The sequence below is a fragment of the Nonomuraea corallina genome (genome assembly GCF_027620315.1).
Taxonomy (GTDB): domain Bacteria; phylum Actinomycetota; class Actinomycetes; order Streptosporangiales; family Streptosporangiaceae; genus Nonomuraea; species Nonomuraea corallina.
Genome location: NZ_JAPNNL010000257.1, coordinates 1 through 7,063 on the forward strand (window position 1 = coordinate 1; position 7,063 = coordinate 7,063).

Genomic DNA, 7,063 nt, shown 5'->3' on the forward strand with positions numbered 1-7,063 from the left:
CGACGCGTTTAGGGTGAGTGCGCCGGATCGACACGATCACCTCCTGGAGCCAAGTTGCTGTATCACGTGGTCAAGTTCGCCGCGGTGCCGCTCACCCACGCGATGTGCCGGCCCCACCTGTCCGGGGCGGCGCACGTGCCGCGCACCGGGCCGGCGATCCTGGCGGCCAACCACCTGTCGGTGATCGATTCGTTCCTGCTGCCCGCGCTGCTCCCCCGGCACGTCACGTTCGCCGCGAAGAACGAGTACTTCTCCGGCAATCCGTTCTCCGGCTGGCTGATGCGGCTGGGCGGCAGCCTGCCGACCGACCGCGAGAGCGCCAGGGCCGCGCAGGAGATGCTCGACGCCGCCGCCGCCGTGCTGGAGCGCGGCGAGCTGTTCGGCATCCACCCGGAGGGCACCCGCTCCCCCGACGGCCGCCTCTACCGCGGCAAGATCGGCGTCGCCTGGCTGGCGCTCAAGACGGGCGCGCCGGTGCTGCCGGTGGCGCTCAGCGGCACCGACAAGGTGATGCCGCTCGGCGCCAGGGTGCCCCGCCCGGCCTCCGTCGGCATCCGGATCGGCGAGCCGCTGCGGTTCGAGGGCGACCACGGCAGCGCCCGCGACCGGCGTCGCGTCACCGACGAGATCATGGCCGCCATCCAGCGGCTTTCGGGCCAGGAGTACGTCCCGCAGTACGCCTCCGGTCACAAACCGTCGCATGGCACGGCGTGAACCGTCCCCGCTAAGCTCGGTCCCCTGTCTACGGTCAGGGGGCTGACAGTGGGGCGCACGCGCACCATCGTGATCGTGTCCACCGCCGCCGTGGTGGCGGTGGGGGCCGCCGCCGGCGGCGCTTACTATCTGCTGCACACCCGGGGCACGCCCGGCGAGACGGCGCAGCGCTTCACCGCCGCGTGGCAGGCGGGCGACCAGGCGCGGATGAGCGCCGAGCTGGCCGCCCCGCGCGAGCTCGCCCTCTACGGCCGGCTCCGCGAGGCCCTCGGCGTCGAGTCCACCCGGGTGACGCTCGGGCAGCCGCGCGAGGGCGACGACCGCGCCACCGTCCCCTACACGGTCACCCACCGGCTGAAGAACCTCGGCGACTGGACGTACGACGGAGAGCTCGCGCTCAAGGTGGCCGACCGTCACTGGAAGGTCGACTGGAGTCCCGCCGCGGCGCATCCGAGGCTCACCTCCGAGGCGGAGTTCTCCCTCAGGACGAAGTGGCCCGAGCGGGCCCCGATCGTGGACGCCGACGGCGAGCGCATCGACACCGGCGAGGCCGGCGGCTCCGTCCAGCAGCTCGTCGGCTTCCTCGACAAGGCGACCAAGAAGGACGTGCGGCGGCTCGGCTCCGCCTACCGGGCAGGGCAGGCGATCGGGCGGGGCGGGCTGCAGCAGACGTTCGAGAAGCGGCTGGCCGGGACGCCGACGACGGAGATCCGGGCGGGCGAGACCACCCTGGAGACGATCGAGGGCGAGGAGGGCCAGGCGCTGACCACCTCGCTCGACTCGCGGGTGCAGGACGCCGCCGTCACCGCGGTCAAGGACCTCGACAAGCCCGCCTCGCTGGTGGCGATCAGGCCGGGCACCGGGGAGATCCTGGCGGTGGTCAACAACCGGGGCGGGTTCAACCGGGCCGTCGACGGCCGCTACCCGCCGGGCTCGACGTTCAAGGCGGTCACGGCGGTGGGGCTGCTGGCCGAGGGGCTGCGGCCGGGCGACACCGTGACGTGCCCGAAGTACGCGACCGTGGGCGGGCTGCGGATCCGCAACTCCGAGCGGGCCGCGTACGGCAAGGTGACCTTCCAGGACTCGTTCGCCTACTCGTGCAACACCTCGTTCGCGCCGCTGGCGCAGCAGCGGCTCGGCGCCGACAAGCTGCTCGAAACGGCCGAGCTGGTCGGCTTCAACACGGCGATGGACATCGGCCTGCCCGCCACCGAGCCGAGCCTGCCCAGGGCCGAGTCCGACGCGGAGCTGGCGGCCGAGTCGTTCGGCCAGGGCCGGATCACGGCCAGCCCGCTGTCGATGGCGTCGGTGGCCGCGGCGCTCGCCGACGGCACCTGGCGTCCGCCCACGCTGGTGCCGGACCAGCCGCGGAAGGTCCAGCCCCGCCCGCTGCCCGACGGGGTGACCAAGGACATGCACGCGCTGATGGCGGCCGTCGTCACCAAGGGCACCGCCAAGGCGGCCGGCCTTCCGGCGGGCACCCGCGGCAAGACGGGGACCGCCGAGTACGGCACGGGGCCGGAGCTCGACTCCCACGCGTGGTTCATCGGGTTCAAGGACGACGTGGCGTTCGCCGTGGTGGTGGAGGGCGGCGGCGGGGGCGGCAAGGTCGCGGCCCCGGTCGCCGCCGACTTCCTGCGCGCCCTGCCGTCGTCCCGCTGACGGCGGGCGGCGGGTTACGGGCGGGGTTACGGGGGCGTCCCGCGGGTCAGGCGAGTCGGGCAGAGGTCAGGCGAGGCTGGCGGCCTCGCGGAGGACGAGGATCAGGAGCGTGGCGACGAGGGTGGCGATCAGGAACCAGCTGATCAGGATGATGACGGTCGAACGGCGGGGCGTGCGCCCGGCGGTCCTTCCTGCCGCCCTCTCCTCGCTGCGGCGCGCGCGCTCGTTGAACGACTCGAGCCGTGCGACAAGTCGTGGATCGTCGTCGACGAGGTGCTGCTCGATCTGGGCCAGCATCCACTCTTCGTCCTGCGACCAGGCCATGGGTGCACCTCCGGAACGCAAGCTCTGTGCGGGTTTCCTGCCCAACCATGAAGATCATTAGCCGTGAGCCGACCAGGTAATTGCCGCCTCTTTTCGTTTGCGATCTTAATCGAACCTCTGTTCTAATCATGGCATGCGCTGGGACAACCTGCGCCTGGCCCAGGCCGGGCCGGACGATTCGGTCATGCCGCTGTTCGCCCGCGGCGCGGCCGTCCGCACCTTCGACGCCCCCGGGTTCCGGGGCATGACCTTCTACGAGGTCCAGGCTCGTTCGATCATCAATCGGGTGCCGGCCGCAAGCCGGGTGCCGTTCGAGTTCACGATCAACCCCTACCGGGGCTGCGGCCACCGCTGCGTCTACTGCTTCGCGCGCAAGACGCACGAGTATCTCGACCTCGACTCCGGGGCCGACTTCGACTCCAAGATCGTGGTGAAGGTCAACGCCGCCGAGCTGGCCCGCAAGGAGCTGGCCTCGCCGCGCCGGCGCGGGCAGCACATCGCGATGGGCACCAACGTCGACTGCTACCAGCGCGCCGAGGGCCGCTACGGGCTGATGCGGGGCATCCTGGAGGCGCTGCGCGACGCGGCCAACCCGTTCTCGGTGCTGACCAAGGGCACGCTGGTCCTGCGCGACCTCGACCTGCTCACCGAGGCGGCCGACCGCGCCGACGTGAGCGCCGCCGTCTCGGTCGGCTTCGTCGACGCCGAGGTGTGGCGCTCGGTCGAGCCCGGCACTCCCGACCCGCGCCGCCGCCTGGAGGTCTGCGCGACGCTCAACGCCCATGGCGTCGCCTGCGGCGTGCTGATGGCCCCGGTGCTGCCCTACCTCACCGACTCCCCCGCCCAGCTGGAGCGCACGGTCAAGGAGATCGCCGCCGCGGGCGCGACCCACCTGTCCCCCATCGTGCTCCACCTGCGTCCTGGCGCCCGCGAGTGGTGGCTGGCCTGGCTCGCCCGCGAGCACCCGCGCCTGGTGCCGCGCTATCTGGAGCTGTACGGCCGCGGCGCCTACGCCCCCAAGGCCTACCAGGAGCGCGTCACCGCCCGGATCAGGGAGCTGGCGGCCCGCCACGGCATCGGCCGCGCCACCCCGGACAGAGCCCGCCGCGTCCCGCCTCCGCCCCCGCCGTCTCCCCAGCAGCTCACCCTGCTCTGACGGTCCGCCCCGGGAGGCGCCCGGCGGTCGGGCGAGGCCTGCCGGGGCTTGAGTTTTTCGCGTTCTGGACTCGTACCAAAGTGATGGTATGTCGGTTTTTGAGGGTGAAGGGGTATTACGAGAATAGTGCGCCAATTGAGGCGCACTGTCCGCACAGGGGGGTACATCATGTCCGACGCGAAGAAGAAGCCGGGCGCCAAGTCCGGCAAGGCCAAGAAGCAGACCATGAAGGCGAACCGCCAGGACAAGGAAATCAAAAAGGACGTCGTGAAGCCCGAAGAGGCCTGACGATCCAGCACCGAACAGGCAGCCGGAGCGCGTGGCGTCTCCGGCTGCCTGCCGCTATCCAAAAGCCACTTATGACAGCGATGCAACCTTATTCCGCCAAAGCGCGTCTAAAGATCATAGAAGTGGATAGCGCCACGGGGATGAACGGTGCGCCACTCGAACACGGCAGGGTCCGGGTGGCGAAGGGGTCGTCTCCAGCCGCCGGCCCTCGCCTGTCATCGCGTTTTCGGTGGATATAGGGGGATATGTCAGGTGCGGACATGGGCGCGTAAGAGCAGGTCAGCGGCGGTCCGGCTGTACCAGGGCTACAACCGGCGCAGGGCGCGCAAGGCGCCCCCGGCGTCGACGCGGGAGATCAAGATCCTCCTGCTGCACGCCAACGGGATGGGCGGCACCATCAGGACCGTGTTCAACCTGGCCGGTTACCTGGCCGAACGGCACGACGTGGAGATCGTGTCGATCCTCCGGGAAGACGAGAAGCCGTTCTTCCCGCTGGACCCGCGGGTGCGGCTGCGCTATCTGGATGACCGGCTGGCCCCTGACGGCGACCCGATGCGGGCGATGCTGTCCAAGATGCCGAGCAGGCTGATCCCGAAGGACGAGACGGCCTACCACCGTTTCACCCTGTGGACCGACCTGAAGCTGGCCCGGTTCATCCGCTCGCTCGACACGGGCGTCCTCATGGGGACCAGGCCGGGGCTGAACCTCGCCATGGCCCAGCTCGCGCTGCCCAGCGTGATCACGATCGGGCAGGAGCACGTGGCGCTCAAGGTCAAGCCGGAGAGCCTGCAGGAGCTGATCAAGTGGCGCTACCGCCGCCTGGACGCCCTGGTCACCCTCACCAAGGCCGACCTGAAGGACTACCAGGACGCCCTGCCCAAGCGGCCGAAGAAGCTGGTGCGCATCCCGAACGCGGTCCCGCCCATGAACGGGAACCTCGCCACGCTCGACGCCAAGGTGGCCGTGGCGATGGGCAGGATGACGAAGCTGAAGGGGTTCCACCGGCTGATCAGGGCGTGGGAGCAGGTGGCGGCCGCGCACCCCGACTGGACGCTGCGCATCTTCGGCGCCGGCCCGCAGGAGGAGCACCTGCGTCAGCAGATCACCGACGCGGGCCTGGAGGGCAAGGTCGAGCTGCCCGGCAAGACCGCCGACATCGGCGCCGAGCTGGAGAAGGCCTCCATCCACGTGATGAGCTCGCGCCACGAGGGCTTCTCCCTGACGATCCTTGAGGCGATGGCCAAGGGGGTGGCGATCGTGTCGTTCAACAGCCCGCACGGCCCCAAGGAGATGATCACCAACGAGGTGGACGGCCTGCTGGTCAAACCGCGCACCGAGGACAACCTGGCGGCGGCGATCATCCGGGTGATCGAGGACGAGCGGCTGCGCCACCGGCTGGCGGCCGGCGGTCTGGAGACGGCCAAGCGCTACGACGTCTCCGTCGTCGGCGAACGCTGGGAGGCCCTGCTGAACGACCTGCTGGCCCGGCGGACCCGCGTCCTGCCTCCGGCCCCGGTCGCCGAGCCGGTCAGCCCGAGCGGGTCACCCGCCTGACAGGACCGGCGGCGCTCAAAGGGCGATCCAGTCCGTCACCACGTTCGTGCCGCTGGCGGGCCGGCACTGCAGCCGGAACGCCTGCGACGGCGCCGGCCGGAACACGAAACAGCCGGACTCGTCGATCGCCGACTCCACCACCCCGCCGGTCACCAGATGCGTGTACGCGGTGCCCGGCCGGGCGGGCACCAGCTGCCCCAGCAGCGCCTCCTGGCCCACCTCGAGCTCGATCGTCACCTCGCCGGTGGCGAAGATGAGCGCCCGCAGCGGCACGTGCTCGGGGCCCCGGGTCGGCGACGGCTGCCCGCGCTCGGCCGCGGAGTCGTAGGTCATCGACGCCAGCTCGGCGTCGATGTCGTACCAGGTGAAGATCGCCTTGCCGGCTGCCACGAACTCGAGCGGCACCTCGCGGGCCGCCTCATCGGCCCGTCTGAGCGCGGCGAGCAACCTTTCGTCGTCCTTCCACCACGGCGTGGCCATGCCTCTCGCCCTCTTCCCGGGTCTCCTGTTCGGACCTGATCAGCGCGGCCACCGCAGGAGAGCGGCGCAGCTTGGCCAGGCACCGCGCCCGCGTGGGCCCGATCGCGCCCACCGGCATCGACAGCTTCTCGCTGATCTCCGCGTACGCGGCGGGCGGCTGGCGTATCAGCATCCCCAGCAGTTCCCTGCAGCGGGCGCTGAGCTGCCGCAAACCCGCCATGAGCGCCGCGTTCCGCTCCGCGTCGAGCAGATCCTGATCCGGCGCCGGCGCCCGCTCGTCCACCAGCGCCTCCTGGTCGACCTGCAGGCTGAGGCGCTGCTGCCGCTCGGTGCTGTGCGCGCACCGGAGACACTCGCGCCGGGTGGCGGTGACCAGCCAGCCGGGCAGCGCCGCGGGCTCGCGCAGCCGCGGCAGCTGTTCGACCAGTGACAGCCACACCGTCTGGCCCACGTCGTCGGCGTCGGCCCGGCTCAGCCGGAACGTCCTGCAGATCGACCAGACCAGTGGCGCGTAACGTTCGACGATCTCGTCCCAGGCGTCCTTGTCACCGGTCCTCGCCCTCGTCACCAGGGCGACGACCGATGGATCGTCTCGCATGTCCGTCTGCTCCCTTCCCGGCCCGGTCCACCCCGTCAGGGTGAACGCGAATGCGCGGTGCGTCCAGGGGTGACGCTGCATCGGACGGTGCGAGCAGAAAAGGGGCATGGCGTCTCTTCGCTACTCAGGTGACGGCGGTCACCTTGACAGAGCGGCCGGACCGCGCTCCTGATACACCGGCCGCTCCCGTGAAAAAATCCACCCGTATCAAATCGAATCCGTCGTACTCCTACAGGCGTAAGCACCCGCCCGCAGGCGAGGGGCGGACACCGGGAGCACCGGGGCGG

Annotated in this window: 7 protein-coding genes; 4 read left to right on the forward strand and 3 right to left on the reverse strand. The window is 70.8% G+C overall.

The features are described from left to right. The first annotated feature begins 54 nt into the window (after positions 1-54). Both OUY22_RS34740 and OUY22_RS34745 read left to right on the forward strand, forming a co-directional pair. The gene (locus OUY22_RS34740; RefSeq protein WP_270159550.1) at positions 55-714 is read left to right on the forward strand and encodes a lysophospholipid acyltransferase family protein; all 660 of its coding nucleotides are present in this window, start codon (positions 55-57) and stop codon (positions 712-714) included. Positions 715-762: 48 nt separating this feature from the next. Beyond that, positions 763-2,376 (forward strand): penicillin-binding transpeptidase domain-containing protein, encoded by a 1,614-nt coding sequence (locus tag OUY22_RS34745; RefSeq protein ID WP_270159551.1) that lies wholly within the window; start codon positions 763-765, stop codon positions 2,374-2,376. Between the two features lie 66 nt (positions 2,377-2,442). Here OUY22_RS34745 and OUY22_RS34750 read toward each other — a convergent pair whose 3' ends face one another. After that, on the reverse strand, positions 2,443-2,700 hold the full coding sequence (locus OUY22_RS34750) for a DUF3040 domain-containing protein (RefSeq protein ID WP_270159552.1): 258 nt from the start codon (positions 2,698-2,700) through the stop codon (positions 2,443-2,445). A 133-nt stretch (positions 2,701-2,833) separates the two neighbouring features. Between OUY22_RS34750 and OUY22_RS34755 the strand changes: the two genes are divergently transcribed. Together OUY22_RS34755 and OUY22_RS34760 are read left to right on the forward strand one after the other, a co-directional pair. After that, positions 2,834-3,856 carry an Rv2578c family radical SAM protein gene (locus OUY22_RS34755; protein ID WP_270159553.1) on the forward strand — a complete coding sequence of 341 codons (1,023 nt, stop codon included), beginning with the start codon at positions 2,834-2,836 and terminating at the stop codon, positions 3,854-3,856. A gap of 540 nt (positions 3,857-4,396) precedes the next feature. Further along, a complete protein-coding gene (locus OUY22_RS34760) occupies positions 4,397-5,698 on the forward strand; it encodes a glycosyltransferase family 4 protein (RefSeq protein ID WP_270159554.1) in 1,302 nt (433 codons plus the stop codon). Between the two features lie 15 nt (positions 5,699-5,713). Here OUY22_RS34760 and OUY22_RS34765 read toward each other — a convergent pair whose 3' ends face one another. Together OUY22_RS34765 and OUY22_RS34770 are read right to left on the reverse strand one after the other, a co-directional pair. Further along, on the reverse strand, positions 5,714-6,178 hold the full coding sequence (locus OUY22_RS34765) for a hypothetical protein (RefSeq protein WP_270159555.1): 465 nt from the start codon (positions 6,176-6,178) through the stop codon (positions 5,714-5,716). Then, a complete protein-coding gene (locus tag OUY22_RS34770; RefSeq protein WP_270159556.1) occupies positions 6,117-6,776 on the reverse strand; it encodes an RNA polymerase sigma factor in 660 nt (219 codons plus the stop codon). Before OUY22_RS34770 ends, OUY22_RS34765 begins: the two co-directional genes overlap by 62 nt. Positions 6,777-7,063 lie beyond the last annotated feature (287 nt).